Origin of the sequence: Modestobacter italicus, from assembly GCF_019799965.1 — a bacterium.
Taxonomy (GTDB): domain Bacteria; phylum Actinomycetota; class Actinomycetes; order Mycobacteriales; family Geodermatophilaceae; genus Modestobacter; species Modestobacter italicus_A.
The window spans coordinates 473624-486313 of sequence record NZ_JABGCJ010000002.1; the positions used below are offsets into that span (position 1 = coordinate 473624).

Consider the following 12690-nt stretch of genomic DNA (forward strand, 5'->3'; position numbering starts at 1 on the left):
CCGGACGCGTCCCCCGGCCGGGGCAGCGGGCCCGGGAGGAGGCCAGGTGGGGAGGGCGGAGCGACTACCCTCCGGCGCATGGCGGACCAGTCCACCCAGTCGATCGTCGTCGATGCGCCCGCGGCCCAGGTGATGGCCGTGATCGCCGACTTCCCGGCCTACCCGCAGTGGGTCGCGGCGGCCAAGCAGGTGGAGGTGCTGGAGACCGGCCCGGACGGGCGGGCCCGCCGCGTGCACTTCGTGCTCGACGCCGGCGCGGTCACCGACGACTACGTGCTCGACTACACCTGGGACGGCGACCGACGCGTCGACTGGACGCTGGTGCAGGGGCAGATGCAGAAGCAGCAGGACGGCTCCTACGTGCTGACCGAGTCCGGCGGCTCGACCACCGTGACCTACTCGATCACGATCGACCTGTCGATCCCGATGCTCGGGCTGATCAAGCGCAAGGCGGAGAAGGTCATCCTCGACACCGCCCTCAAGGAGCTCAAGAAGCGCGTCGAGGGCTGATGCGCACCGTCCAGGTCCTCCTCGTCACCGGCCCCGGAGGTGCCGGCAGCTCGACGGTCGCCGCGGCCACCGCCCTCCGGCTGGCCGCCGCCGGCACCCGCTGCGTGCTGCTCACCACCCAGGCGCCCCGGGTGGTGGGGCTCGGCGACGCGGTCCACGTCGACGTGGTCAGCGCCCAGCCGGCGCTCGAGCAGCTGTGGGCCCGGCACGCCGACCAGGTCACCGCGGCGGCTCCGTTGCTCACCCTGCCGCCGGCGACCTCCGTCGTCCCGGTGCCCGGGGTGACCGAGTTCGCCCTGCTGGCGGCGCTGGCCGGGCACGTGCGCGCCGGGGACGCCGACGTCGTCGTGCTGGACGCTGGCCCGGCTCCGGCGGCCACCGCCCTGCTCGCGCTCCCCACCGCGCTGCGCTGGTGGCTGGGCCAGCTGGCGCCCACCCGGCTCCGGGTGCTGGCCACCCTGCGTGCGGCGGCGAGCAACGGCCGCCCGGGGGTGGCCGCCGGCCTGCTCGCGGGGGCGACGGCGGTGGAGGACCTGCTGGACGCCGCACCGCTGGCCGACCCCTCGCGGACCGCCGTGCACCTGGTGCTGCGGCCGGAGCCGGCCGCGGCCGGCCAGCTGCAGGAGACGGCGACCGCGCTCGGCGTGCTGGGGCAGCGGGTCGCCTCGGTCACCGTCGCCCGGGTGCTGCCGGACGGGCCGGGGGAGTGGTGGGCCCGGCGCACCGCCGTCCAGCAGGAGGCGCTGCGCGGGGTGCGCGCGCTGCTCGGCCCGGTCCGGGAGGTCGCCGAGGCCGCCGTCCCGCCGGAGTCGGTGACCGAGCTGGCCGCGCTGGACGCCGCGGTGCCGGAGACGGTGCAGCAGCCGGCGACCGGGCCGGCGCCGCGCCGGGTGGACGCCGGCTGGGTGCTCGACGTGCCGCTGCCGTTCGCCCGCCGGGGCGGGGTCGAGCTCACCCGCTGGGCCGACGACCTGGTCGTGACCGCTGCTGGGACCCGCCGCTCGCTGCCGTTGGACGCGCTGCTGCGCCGCTGCACGGTCTCCGGTGGCGCGCTGGAGGGGGCCGGCACGGAGCACGCGACCCTGGAGGTCCGGTTCACCCCCGACCCCGAGCAGTGGCCGACCGGGCTGCTGGCCGCGCACACCGCCGGAGCCGGGGCGTGACCGCCCCGGGAGGGGACTGGGTGGAGCAGGCCCGCCGGCTCGTCGCCGGGCTGGCCACCGACCCGGTCGCCACGGCATCGTCCGCCACGGCGTCGTTCGGTACGGCACCGTTCGCCGACTGGGCGGAGCAGGCCCGCCGCCTGACCGCCGAGCACGGCCTCGCTGAGCGGCTGCAGGAGTTCCTCGGCGCCCCGCACGGTGCGGCACCGTCCGCCGAGCGCGCCCGTAGGGCGTCCGGGACCGCCGGACCGGCAGACCCAGCCGACGCCGACCGGTCTGACGCTGACCGGTCCGCCGCCGGCCCGTCCGACGGGACCCGGTCCGGCGGCGCGAGCGAGTGCCGAGGGTGTCCGCTGTGCGTGGGGCTGGCTGCGCTGCGCGGCCGCCGCCCGGACCTCACCGAGGCGCTGGCCGACGTCCTCACCGCGGCGGCGACGGCGCTCCGCGGCGACGGCGGCACCCCGGACAGCGGCACCCCGGACAGCGGCACCCCGGACAGCGCCACCCCGGACAGCGCCACCCCGAGCAGCGCCACCCCGAGCAGCGCCGGCCCGAACACCACTCCCCGCACCACCCCGGACGGCAGCGACGCCGGCACCGATGTCCCTGCCCCTGACGTCCCCACCGGGGACGCCCCCGCTGCACCGGAGAAGACCGTGCCCCACCCCGCCCCCGCCCCCGTCCAGCGGATCGACGTCGCGTGACCGGCCCGGACACCGCCGCCGTGCTGCCCGCCGTGGTGCCGGCCGCGGACGCCGCGCTGCTGCCGGCCCTCGGCATCGACATCGGCGGCACCAAGGTCGCCGGCGGGGTGGTCGCCCCCGACGGCACCATCCTGGACACCGCCCGCCGGGCGACCCCGGGCAAGTCGGTGAGCGCCACCGAGGACGCGATCGCCGCGGTCGTCGACGAGCTCGCCGAACGGCACGGCGGCCCGCTGGTCGGGGTCGGTGTCGGTGCGGCCGGCTGGTTCGACCGGACCGGTGACACCGTGCTGTTCAGCCCGCACCTGGCCTGGCGCAACCAGGCGCTGCGCAAGGACCTCGCCGTCCGGCTGCAGCGCCCGCTGTGGGTGGGCAACGACGCCGACGCCGCGGCCTGGGCGGAGTACCGCTACGGCGCCGCCCGCAGCAGCGACCTGGTCGTGATGATCACCCTGGGCACCGGCATCGGCGGCGGGCTGGTCATCGACGGCCGGCTGCAGCGCGGGGCGCACGGCGTGGCCGGCGAGTGGGGACACATGCGGGTGGTGCCCGACGGGAGGCTGTGCGCCTGCGGCAACCGGGGCTGCTGGGAGCAGTACGCCAGCGGCAACGCCCTGGGGCACACCGCCCGGGAGGTGGCCGACAACTCCCCGGCGGCCGCCGCGGACCTGCTCGACCGGGTCGGTGGGGACGCTGCCCGCATCACCGGCGAGGTGGTCGCCACCGCCGCGGCCGACGGTGACCCGCTGGCCGTCGAGCTGCTGTGCGAGGTGGGCACCTGGCTGGGGCAGGGGATCGCCGACCTCTCGGCGATCCTCGACCCCGACGTCGTGGTCATCGGCGGTGGGGTGAGCGTGCTGGGGGAGACGGTGCTCGCCCCGGCCCGGGAGCGGCTGGAGCGGGCCCTGCCCGGCCGTGGCTTCCGGCCCGGCCCCCGGGTCGCCGCCGCGCAGCTCGGCGCGCAGGCGGGCCTGGTCGGCGCTGCCGACCTCGTCCGCCGCGCGGTGGTCGACGGGGACGCGTAGCACCTGGTCGACCTGCCGCGCTCCATCGCGGCCAGCTGCCGTGCCCGGCCCGGGACGAGCCGCTGGCCGCGGCCCAGCGGCCGGCCGTGCGCCCTCGCGGGCTGCTCACTCGGGGGCGAGCTCGCGGGCCAGCTGCTCCAGGAACAGCCCGATGTCGGTGACGATGCCCATCGCCTGGGCGCTGCCGCGGTCGGCCAGCTTGGTGACCGTGGCCGGGTTGATGTCCACGCAGACCAGCGGGATCGAGGCGGGCAGGATGTTCCCCGTCGCGATCGAGTGCAGCATCGTGGCGACCATGATGGCGAAGCCGACGTCCGGCAGCTCGGCCCGCATGGCGCGCTGACCGTCGATCACGTCGGTGATGACGTCGGGCAGCGGGCCGTCGTCGCGCACGGAGCCCACGAGCACGAACGGCTTGCCGGCCTGCACCATCGCGTGCATCACCCCGCCGGTGAGCACCCCGGTCTCCACGGCCGCGGCGATCGAGCCGGCCGCCCGGATGGTGTTGATCGCCCGGATGTGGTGCTCGTGGCCGTGCGGCACACCGGAGCCCTTGGCCAGGTCGACGCCGAGCGAGGTGCCGAACAGCGAGGACTCGATGTCGTGGGTGGCCAGTGCGTTGCCGGCGAACAGGACGTCGACGTAGCCGGCGCGCACCAGCCGCACCATCGCCGGGGCCGCGCCGGTGTGCACCACGGCCGGGCCGCCCACCCACAGCACCCGCTGGCCGGCGTCCTTCACCTGGCGCATCCGCTCGGCGATCTGCCGGACCAGCAGCGCCTGCGGCTTCTCGCTCGACACCGACGAGGACATGAAGCCGAAGTCGTCCTCCTCACCGCGCGGTGCCTGGGGCGGCAGCTCCACCCGCACCCCGGCGGCGCCGCAGACGACCTCGTCGCCGGCCCGCACGTCGCTCACCGGGACCGTGCGGACCTCGGGCGTGCCCGCGCCCCGGGTGACCACCAGACCGCAGTCCATCTCCGGCCGGTGCACCCGCAGCCACTCCCGGTCGAGGCGGATGAGGGTCTCCAGGTTCGTGGTCGAGTAGAAGTCCTCGGGGAAGACGCCGTCCGCCGGAGCCGGGCGGGTGGTCGCCGTCCCGGGGTCGACCGGGTTGGCGCCGTGCACCTGCAGCCGCATGAGGATCCGGTCCAGCCGCTCGGACTCGTCGGCCCGCACCTCGACCAGCGCCCGCGACGCGTCCTCGTGCTGGCGGCCCAGCTCCAGGCTGTCGATCCGGTAGTCCCCGCCGTACTCGAGGACGTCGTCGAGCACCCGGGCCAGGATGCCGGTGTCCATCAGGTGACCGGTCAGGGTGACGACGGCGGAGTGCGGCAACGCGGGGGAGGTCACCCCGCGCACGCTAGGGGACCCCGCCGGTCCGGAGAACCCCCGGCGGTGCCCCGCCCCGGCCCCGTCGCAGGGGCCCGCCGCGAGCCTGCGAGCGGTGGGGGGCGACGGGGTCCTTCGTCAGACGACGGCGCCGTCGTCGCCGTCGTCGATCGACCGCTCGCGCATCCGGGAGACCAGCACGCCGACCCCGCTGACCACGGCGGCGACCCCGAGCACGAGGCCGAGGTCGATCGAGAGCCCCAGCGTGGTCGGCGCGATGATCAGCAGCGCCCCGGCGGCGATGAGCAGCAGGGAGTACAGCGACGCCGGGGCCAGCACGGGCAGCGGTGGTGGCGGCGGGGGCTCGTAGTGCTCCTCCGGGGCGTCGAGCACGGACGGTTCGGCCGGCGGCGGGGGCGGGTCGTCCCGCGGCGGCCCGGAGACGGCCGTCCGGCCGTGCTCGGCCTCGAAGGCGGCCACGATCCGGGCGAACTCGTCGTCCTCGCGGCGCTGGTCGGCAGCCGACCGGTCCGCACGCGGGGGCGGCGCGGCCGGCGGGTCGTCGGCGTGCTGGGCGACCACGGCTGCGGCCTCGGTCCGCCGGGCCCGGTCCACGAACAGCCGGTCCGACGGGGGGCTGGGCAGGGAGACGCTGCGGGTGTAGGGCTCGACGTCGGTGGAGGGGTCCAGGTAGGCGGCGATCCCGGCCGCCTCGAGGACGTCGAGCAGGTGCTCGCCGATCCGGGGGTCGACGTCACGCAGCGGGAACCAGAGGGCGGCCTGCAGACCGTTGTCCCGGCGGCCCCGGCCCCGGCGGGGGAGCGTCATGCCCTGCTCGCGGACGACGCGGGGACCCGTTCGCGGATCCAGTCCACCGAGTGCGCGAAGAGCATCGGGGCGTCGTTGTCCAGGGTCGCCACGTGGTAGCTGTCGTGCAGCAGCACCTCGGTGGTGTCGGTGCTGCCCACCTCGGCCAGCAGCAGGCGGGTGGAGGCGGGCTCGACGACGTGGTCGGTCACGCTGCGGAAGACCAGCAGCGGGGCCCGCACCGCGCCCAGGTCGGCGCGGACCGCCGTCCAGAGCCGGCGCAGCGCCAGGGCGGCCCGGGTGGGCAGCCGGCGGTAGGCGAGCTCCACGCTCCCGGGCTTCTTCACGTCGTTGGCCACCGGCGCCCAGGCCGGGGTCAGCCGGGCGAGCACCGGCAGCAGGGCGGCGTCCTTGCGCTCGGTCAGCAGCGAGGGGTTGACCAGCACCAGCGCGGCGACGTCGTCGGGCCGGCGCTGGGCGAGCCGCAGCGCGAGCGTCCCGCCCATGGACAGCCCGGCCACGACCACCGCCGTGCACCGGCTGCGCAGGTCGTCCAGGGCGGCGGACAGCTCGGCGTACCAGTCCTCCTCGGTGCTTGCGTTCGCGTCCTGCCAGCGGGTGCCGTGCCCGGGCAGCAGCGGGCAGCGCACGGTGAACCCGGCGCCGGCCAGGTGCTGGCCCCAGGCCCGCATGCTCTGCGGAGTGCTGGTGAACCCGTGGCACAGCAGCACCCCCACCGGGCCGCCGTCCAGCGCGAACGGCTCGGCGCCGGGGAGCACCGGCGTCGCCTTCCGGGTCGCCTGCGGCATGGGTCCTCCGGGACGGTCGGGGCGGTGCAGCCGTGGGACGGGTGGGGCGGGACGGGCGACGGGCGTGAGCCGATTGTCGGAGCGCTGGACGCTTCCCTAGTCTGACAGTCGCTGAGGGAGGCGCGTTGTTCTACTGGTTCCTCAAGTACGTGGCCGTCGGGCCGATCGTCAAGCTCGTGTTCCGGCCCCGTGCGGTGGGCACCGGGCACGTGCCGGCGACGGGTGCGGCGATCATCGCGAGCAACCACCTGTCCGCCTCCGACTGGATCTTCATGCCCCTGTCGCTGCGCCGGCGGGTCACCTTCCTGGCCAAGGCCGAGTACTTCACCGGCTCCGGGCTCAAGGGCGCCGCGCAGCGGGTCTTCTTCGCCGGCAGCGGGCAGGTGCCGATCGACCGGACCAACGCCTCCGCGGCCGAGGACGCCATCCGCACCGGCATCCGGATCCTGACGGAGGGCAAGCTCCTGGGCATCTACCCGGAGGGCACCCGCTCCCCGGACGGCCGGCTGTTCCGCGGCAAGACCGGCGTGGCCCGGATGACCCTGGAGACCGGCGCCCCGGTCGTGCCGGTGGCGATGGTCTACGAGCCGCGCAGGGTCCCGCTGCCGGGGAAGCTGGGCCGGGTGCTGAGCAAGAACATGGTCCGGGTCGTCGTCCGGTTCGGGGAGCCGCTGGACTTCTCCCGGTACGCCGGGCTGTCGGGCGACCGGTTCGTCGAGCGGTCGATCACCGACGAGATCATGTACGAGATCATGGAGCTGTCCGGCCAGGAGTACGTCGACCTCTACGGCGCCAAGGTGAAGAAGTCGATGGACACCACCGGGGTCAGCGCCGAGGAGGCCGTCGGCCGGCTGCAGCCGCCGCCGCACGAGGCCGCCGACCGGCTGCCGAGCTCGCTGGCCGGCTGAGCGTCGGTCCGGCCGTCGGCTGAGCCGGGCCGGTCCGCCCGGCCGGGTGCACGCCGCACGCTGGCACCCGCTCGTGGTCACCGTGCCCGCTCGGCCCGCCAGCCGGTCGCGGCGACGGTGGTCGACGGCCCGCTCCCCGTGCCGCCTACGGTGTGCCGGTGAGCGTGCGGCGGTACTTCTACGACACCGAGTTCATCGAGGACGGCACCACCATCGACCTGGTGTCGATCGGCGTGGTCGACGAGACCGGCCGGGAGTTCTACGCCGTCAGCACCGAGTTCGACCCGGACAAGGCCATCCCGTGGGTGCGCCGCAACGTGCTCGACCAGCTGCCCTCCCCGGCGGACAGGGCGTGGCGGTCGCGGCAGCGGATCCGGGAGGACCTGCTGTCCTTCCTGACCGCACCCGGTGAGGAGATCGAGCTGTGGGCCTGGTTCGCCGCCTACGACCACGTGGCGCTGGCCCAGCTGTGGGGCGCGATGCCGGCGCTGCCGCGGCCGATCCCGCGGTTCACCCGCGAACTGCGTCAGCGCTGGGACGACGCGGGCCGCCCAGCCCTGCCGCCCAAGCCGGCCGGCACGCACGACGCGCTCGTCGACGCCCGCTACAACCTGACCCGCTGGCAGGTCATCCAGGACGCGGCAGGGGCCGCCGGCAGCTGATCGCTGCCGACGGCCCCTGCCGGACGTGCGCTGCTAGACGGTGAAGACGTTGATCAGCCGGGTCAGCTCACCGGAGAGCTGGTCCAGCTCCTGGGCCGCTGCCCGGGCCGAGTCGACGTCGGCCGCGGTGCGGTCGGCGTCGGTGGTGACGTCGTTCATCGTCTCGGTGACCGAGCTGGCGCCGTCGGCGACGGAGTTGACGCTGCGGGACAGCTCGTTGGTGACCGCCGTCTGCTCCTCCACCGCGCTGGCGATGGTGGTCTGGTGGTCGTTCATCTCGCGGATGACGCTGACGATCTGACTGATCGAGGTGACCGCGGCGCTTGTGTCGGCCTGGATCGACTGCACCCGCTGGTGGATCTCCTCGCTGGCTCGTGAGGACTCCTGGGCCAGCTCCTTGACCTCGGTGGCGACGACGGCGAAGCCCTTGCCGGCCTCCCCGGCGCGGGCCGCCTCGATGGTGGCGTTGAGCGCGAGCAGGTTGGTCTGCTCGGCCACCGCGGAGATGACCTTGACGACCTCGCTGATCTCCCGCGAGCTGGTGCCCAGGGCCGCGATCGCGGTCTCGGTGTTGCCGGCCAGCTCGACCGCGCCCTGTCCGACGTGGCTGGCGTCGCTGGCGCTGCGGGCGATCTCCCGGATCGCCGACCCCATCTGCTCGGCACCGGCAGCCGCCGAGGAGACGCCGGAGCTGATGTCCGCGGCCGCCTGGTGGGCGTGCCGTGCCTGGTCCCGGCTGCGGGAGGCGCGGTCGCTGAGCCCGTCGGCCACCCGGGCGACGCCGGAGGCCGAGGCCGCCAGCGACCCGGCGGCGGAGCCGATGTCCCGGATGGTGCCGGCGACCTTGTCGACGAACCGGTTGAAGGCGTTGGCCAGCTCCCCGACCTCGTCCTTCGAGGAGTCGTCGACCCGCTGGGTGAGGTCGCCCCCACCGTCGGCGATCTCGATCATCCGCTGGCGCAGCGAGTCCAGCGGCGCGGTGAGCCGGCGGCCCAGCCACCAGGCGAGGGTGAAGCCGGCGACCAGCACCAGCAGCGCCGCGACGACGAGCGCGGTGAACATCGCCGACCGCCCCTCGTCCAGCCCGTTCACCGGACCGGCGAAGTCGCTGTCCTGCGCGTCGACGGCCATCACCCAGTCCCAGGGCGCGTAGTAGGCGACCTGGACGGTGTGCCCGCCGGTGGTGGCGTCGTCGTAGGTGACGGTGGCCTGCTCGCCGTCGCCGAGCTCCAGCGCCTTGGTGACGATCTCCTGGACGTAGGCCTTGCCGTCGGCGTCGGTCGTCTCCAGCAGGTTCTCCCCGTCGGTGGCGCCGTCCGGGCTGATCAGCACCTGGCCGGCGCGGTCACCGGTGGCGCCCATGATCGTGACGCCGCCGTTCTCGCCGACGGCGGTGTTCTGCACGCTCTCCCGCAGGGTCGGCATGCTCTCCTGCTTCACGCCGACGTAGAGCACGCCGATGACCTGCCCGGCGTCGTCGAACAGCGGCTCGTAGGCGGTGACGTACCAGGAGTCGACGACGTAGGCCGTCCCCCGGTAGGTCTGGCCGGAGAGCACCGCGGAGATCACCGGGCTCGGGGCGTTGTTCGCGCCGATCGCCGGGATGTAGGTGCCGATCGCCCGGGAACCCGTGGCGCTGACCACGTTGGTGGCGACCCGGAGCATGTCGCCGGCGTCGTTCATCCGCTGGAAGATCGTCGCGGTGCCGCCGACCAGCGACTGGATCTGGTCGATGACCGGGGTGGGGGTGTTCACGTCGGCGTTCTGGCCCAGCCACGTGTCGCCGACCTGGACGCGGGGGAGCGCGACCGGGGTGACCTGGCTGGTGACCTGGTTCTTGGCGTCCCAGGTGACGGTGTTGCGGGTGGCCGACCCCAGGGACAGGCCGCCGGCCTGCTCGAGCACGTAGCCGGCCACCTGCAGGTCGCTGTCGACCTTCGCCGCGACCGACTCGCCCTGGGTGGACACCACGTCGTGGACGCCGTCGGCCGTCTGTTCGACGCTGTGGTCGACCAGGTCCTGGACGTCGGCCTTGGCATCGTCGGCGAACTGTCCGCTCTGCCAGGCGCTCACCCCCAGCATCGCCGATCCCGTGACGGCGACGCTGGCCACCGCCAGTGTCACCACCTTCGTCCTGATTCCCCAGCGCACGTGTGCTCCCCTGACCCGCATCCCCAGACGGGAGAACTCCCGCCTCGGGCAAGCCATCGGCAGCCGGAACGATCATCGGTACCCCCTGTCCGCGAGCGGCGTCCCACCGACGGCGGTCCCGGCGCGCGGACACCGGTGCGGGGGTGTGCCGCCCGGCCGGCGCACCGGCGGCCCTGGCCGCTCCCGGCGCGCCGTACCCTGGCGGCGTGAGCCTCCCCGAACCTGCCGAGCTGCTCCCGGACCTGGACCGGTGGCGGGGACTCCCCGCCGCCCAGCAGCCGGAGTGGCCCGACCGGGCCGCGCTGGACGCAGTGCTGTCCACCCTCACCACCGTGCCGCCGATCGTGGCGCCGGCCGAGGTCGACACCCTGCGCCAGCAGCTGGCCGACGTGGCCCAGGGGAAGGCGTTCCTGCTGCAGGGCGGTGACTGCGCGGAGACCTTCGACCTCAACACCGAGCCGCACCTGCAGGCGACCACCCGCACGCTGCTGCAGATGGCCGTCGTGCTGACGTACGGCGCCAGCGTGCCGGTGGTCAAGGTGGGCCGGGTGGCCGGGCAGTACGCCAAGCCGCGCTCGTCCAACACCGACGCCCTCGGCCTGCCGTCCTACCGCGGCGACATGGTGAACTCGCTGAACCCGGTGCTGGAGGAGCGCATCCCCGACCCGAACCGGCTGGTGCGGGCCTACGCGAACTCCGCCGCGGCGATGAACATGATCCGGGCCTACGCCCGCGGCGGGCTGGCCGACCTGCACGCGGTGCACGACTGGAACAAGGACTTCGTCGCCAGCTCGCCGGCCGGGGTCCGCTACGAGGTCATCGCGCAGGAGATCGACCGGGCGCTGGCGTTCATGAAGGCCTGCGGCATCGACGACGCGGCGCTGCGCGGGGTGGAGCTGTACAGCAGCCACGAGGCGCTGATCCTGGACTACGAGCGCGCCCTGCTGCGGATGTACGAGGGCCGCCCCTACGCGCTCAGCGCCCACTTCGTCTGGGTGGGGGAGCGCACCCGGCAGATGGACGGCGCGCACATCGAGTTCGTCTCCAAGCTGGCCAACCCGATCGGCGTGAAGATCGGCCCGACGACGACGCCGGAGCAGGCCACCGAGCTGGTCGAGCGGCTGGACCCCGAGGGCGTCCCCGGCCGGCTCACGCTGATCAGCCGGATGGGCAACGGCAAGGTCCGCGACGTCCTGCCCGGCATCGTGGAGAAGGTCACCGCCAGCGGCCACCAGGTCGTCTGGCAGTGCGACCCGATGCACGGCAACACCCACGAGTCGCCGAGTGGCTACAAGACGCGGCACTTCGACCGGGTGGTCGACGAGGTGCTGGGCTTCTTCGACGTCCACCGCGGGCTGGGCACCTGGCCCGGTGGCATCCACGTCGAGCTCACCGGTGAGGACGTCACCGAGTGCCTGGGCGGGGCGATGGAGATCAGCGACGACGACCTCAACAGCCGGTACGAGACGGCGTGCGACCCGCGGCTGAACACCGGCCAGTCGCTGGAGCTGGCGTTCCTGGTCACGGAGATGTTGCGCGGCTGATGTACGGCATCGACACCGACGCCCCCGGCGCCTCCACCGGCGCCGTCGACCTCCGCTCGGACACCCTCACCCGCCCGACCGCGGCGATGCGCGCGGCGATGGCCGAGGCGGAGGTCGGCGACGACGTCTACCGCGAGGACCCGACGGTCCACGCGCTGGAGGAGCGGGTCGCCGAGCTGTTCGGTCACGAGGCCGCGCTGTTCGTCCCGTCCGGGACGATGGGCAACCAGATCGGCCTGCGGCTGGTCTGCGAGCCGGGTCAGGAGGTGCTCGGGGACGCCGACGCGCACGTGCTGACCTACGAGATGGGCGCGGCTGCGGCGCTGTTCGGGCTCTCCTCGCGCACCGTGGTCTCCGACGGCGGCCGGCTGTCGGCCGACCAGCTGATCGCCCAGGTGCGCCCGCACGGCGACTGGCACCTCACCGCCACCGCGGCGATCGCGGTGGAGAACACCCACAACCGCGGCGGTGGGCTGGTGCAGCCGCTGGGCGAGCTGGAGCGGCTGTTCGAGTGGTCGCGCACCGCCGGGGTCAACGTGCACCTGGACGGCGCCCGGGTGTTCAACGCCCACGTGGCCAGCGGCGTCCCGCTGTCCACCTACGGCCGGCTGGCCGACACCGCCTCGGTGTGCCTGTCCAAGGGGCTGGGTGCACCGATCGGCTCGGTGCTGGTCGCCGGCGCCGAGCGGGTCGCCGCCGCCCGGCTGTGGCGCAAGCGGCTGGGCGGGGGCATGCGCCAGGTCGGCGTGCTCGCCGCCGCCGGGCTGTACGCCCTGGACCACCACCTCGAGCGGCTGGCCGAGGACCACGAGCACGCCCGGCTGCTGGCCGAGCGGCTGGGCGTGGACCCGGCCACCGTGGAGACCAACATGGTCGTCGTCGACGACGTGCCGGCCCCGGCCGTGGCCGAGGCGGCCAAAGCCCAGGGCGTGCTGGTCGGGCAGGTGAGCGCCCGTCGGGTCCGGCTGGTCACCCACCTGGACGTCGACCGGGCCGGGGTGGAGCACGCGGCGAAGGTGCTCACCCAGGTGATCGGGGACCTCGCCGGCCGCTGAGGCGAGCGGTCGGGTCCGGC

Annotated in this window: 12 protein-coding genes; 8 read left to right on the top strand and 4 right to left on the bottom strand. The window is 74.7% G+C overall.

Going from position 1 to position 12690, the window contains the following annotated elements:
- The first annotated feature begins 78 nt into the window (after positions 1-78).
- Genes HLA93_RS06305 through HLA93_RS06320 form a run of 4 tightly spaced genes read left to right on the top strand, consistent with a single transcriptional unit; the run spans position 79 to position 3402 of the window.
- Positions 79-510: an SRPBCC family protein gene (locus tag HLA93_RS06305; protein ID WP_222193485.1), complete on the top strand. Its 432-nt coding sequence runs from the start codon at positions 79-81 to the stop codon at positions 508-510.
- On the top strand, positions 510-1673 hold the full coding sequence (locus tag HLA93_RS06310) for an ArsA family ATPase (protein WP_222193486.1): 1164 nt from the start codon (positions 510-512) through the stop codon (positions 1671-1673). The genes HLA93_RS06305 and HLA93_RS06310 overlap by 1 nt, the downstream gene beginning before the upstream one ends.
- Positions 1670-2377, top strand: coding sequence for a hypothetical protein (locus HLA93_RS06315; protein ID WP_222193487.1), 708 nt, complete (start codon positions 1670-1672; stop codon positions 2375-2377). The genes HLA93_RS06310 and HLA93_RS06315 overlap by 4 nt, the downstream gene beginning before the upstream one ends.
- On the top strand, positions 2374-3402 hold the full coding sequence (locus HLA93_RS06320) for an ROK family protein (RefSeq protein ID WP_308127968.1): 1029 nt from the start codon (positions 2374-2376) through the stop codon (positions 3400-3402). The genes HLA93_RS06315 and HLA93_RS06320 overlap by 4 nt, the downstream gene beginning before the upstream one ends.
- Positions 3403-3507: 105 nt before the next feature.
- On the opposite strand, the gene HLA93_RS06325 is transcribed toward HLA93_RS06320, so the two are convergent.
- From HLA93_RS06325 to HLA93_RS06335, 3 genes are all read right to left on the bottom strand, one after another.
- Positions 3508-4755 carry an ornithine cyclodeaminase gene (locus HLA93_RS06325; RefSeq protein WP_308127969.1) on the bottom strand — a complete coding sequence of 416 codons (1248 nt, stop codon included), beginning with the start codon at positions 4753-4755 and terminating at the stop codon, positions 3508-3510.
- A 117-nt stretch (positions 4756-4872) separates the two neighbouring features.
- Positions 4873-5562: a hypothetical protein gene (locus HLA93_RS06330; protein WP_222193488.1), complete on the bottom strand. Its 690-nt coding sequence runs from the start codon at positions 5560-5562 to the stop codon at positions 4873-4875.
- Entirely contained in the window at positions 5559-6350 is a 792-nt protein-coding gene (locus HLA93_RS06335; RefSeq protein WP_222193490.1) for an alpha/beta hydrolase, read from the bottom strand. The genes HLA93_RS06330 and HLA93_RS06335 overlap by 4 nt, the downstream gene beginning before the upstream one ends.
- A 125-nt stretch (positions 6351-6475) precedes the next feature.
- Between HLA93_RS06335 and HLA93_RS06340 the strand changes: the two genes are divergently transcribed.
- Both HLA93_RS06340 and HLA93_RS06345 read left to right on the top strand, forming a co-directional pair.
- Entirely contained in the window at positions 6476-7258 is a 783-nt protein-coding gene (locus tag HLA93_RS06340; RefSeq protein ID WP_222193491.1) for a lysophospholipid acyltransferase family protein, read from the top strand.
- A gap of 158 nt (positions 7259-7416) precedes the next feature.
- Positions 7417-7920 carry a polyadenylate-specific 3'-exoribonuclease AS gene (locus HLA93_RS06345; RefSeq protein ID WP_308127970.1) on the top strand — a complete coding sequence of 168 codons (504 nt, stop codon included), beginning with the start codon at positions 7417-7419 and terminating at the stop codon, positions 7918-7920.
- Positions 7921-7953: 33 nt separating this feature from the next.
- On the opposite strand, the gene HLA93_RS06350 is transcribed toward HLA93_RS06345, so the two are convergent.
- Positions 7954-10071: a methyl-accepting chemotaxis protein gene (locus HLA93_RS06350; RefSeq protein ID WP_222193493.1), complete on the bottom strand. Its 2118-nt coding sequence runs from the start codon at positions 10069-10071 to the stop codon at positions 7954-7956.
- A gap of 206 nt (positions 10072-10277) precedes the next feature.
- On the opposite strand from HLA93_RS06350, the gene HLA93_RS06355 reads away from it, so the two are divergent.
- Both HLA93_RS06355 and HLA93_RS06360 read left to right on the top strand, forming a co-directional pair.
- Entirely contained in the window at positions 10278-11615 is a 1338-nt protein-coding gene (locus HLA93_RS06355; RefSeq protein WP_222193494.1) for a class II 3-deoxy-7-phosphoheptulonate synthase, read from the top strand.
- Positions 11615-12670 carry a threonine aldolase family protein gene (locus HLA93_RS06360; protein ID WP_222193495.1) on the top strand — a complete coding sequence of 352 codons (1056 nt, stop codon included), beginning with the start codon at positions 11615-11617 and terminating at the stop codon, positions 12668-12670. Before HLA93_RS06355 ends, HLA93_RS06360 begins: the two co-directional genes overlap by 1 nt.
- The last annotated feature ends 20 nt before the right edge of the window (positions 12671-12690 follow it).

Coding starts and splice junctions, on each gene's coding strand:
- HLA93_RS06305 (WP_222193485.1), top strand. CDS start 79: ATGGCGGACCAGTCCACCCAGTCGATCGTCGTCGATGCGCCCGCGGCC.
- HLA93_RS06310 (WP_222193486.1), top strand. CDS start 510: ATGCGCACCGTCCAGGTCCTCCTCGTCACCGGCCCCGGAGGTGCCGGC.
- HLA93_RS06330 (WP_222193488.1), bottom strand. CDS start 5,562: ATGACGCTCCCCCGCCGGGGCCGGGGCCGCCGGGACAACGGTCTGCAG.
- HLA93_RS06335 (WP_222193490.1), bottom strand. CDS start 6,350: ATGCCGCAGGCGACCCGGAAGGCGACGCCGGTGCTCCCCGGCGCCGAG.
- HLA93_RS06360 (WP_222193495.1), top strand. CDS start 11,615: ATGTACGGCATCGACACCGACGCCCCCGGCGCCTCCACCGGCGCCGTC.